This window comes from Methylobacterium mesophilicum (assembly GCF_022179445.1).
GTDB classification, from domain to species: domain Bacteria; phylum Pseudomonadota; class Alphaproteobacteria; order Rhizobiales; family Beijerinckiaceae; genus Methylobacterium; species Methylobacterium mesophilicum.
This window is the reverse complement of the sequence record NZ_BPQU01000220.1, coordinates 1-202: the sequence shown is the minus strand read 5'-3', so window position 1 is coordinate 202 and position 202 is coordinate 1. Positions and strand designations below refer to the sequence as shown.

The following is a 202-nucleotide window of genomic DNA, read 5'->3' as shown; positions in this document are numbered from 1 at the left end:
TCTCCAGTCACCCGGCGCGGCGCTCGCAGAAGCGCAGCCGGTTCCCGAACGGGTCCGCCACCTCCAGCACGTCGCCCCAGGGTGCCTGCTCGATGCCCGGCTGAGCATAGCCGTAGCGCTTGTCGGTCAGTTGGCGGTGATAGGCATGGACACCCCGCATTGGCACGAACACCGTCGAGCCAGGGCTGGCATCGCCATGGTG

General features: G+C 68.3%; 1 protein-coding gene. It reads right to left on the bottom strand.

The window, feature by feature from the left end; genetic code table 11:
* Nucleotides 1–7 precede the first annotated feature (7 nt).
* A partial coding sequence (locus MFF40_RS28760) for a glyoxalase superfamily protein (protein ID WP_238263238.1) occupies nt 8–202 on the bottom strand: 195 nt, incomplete at its 5' end.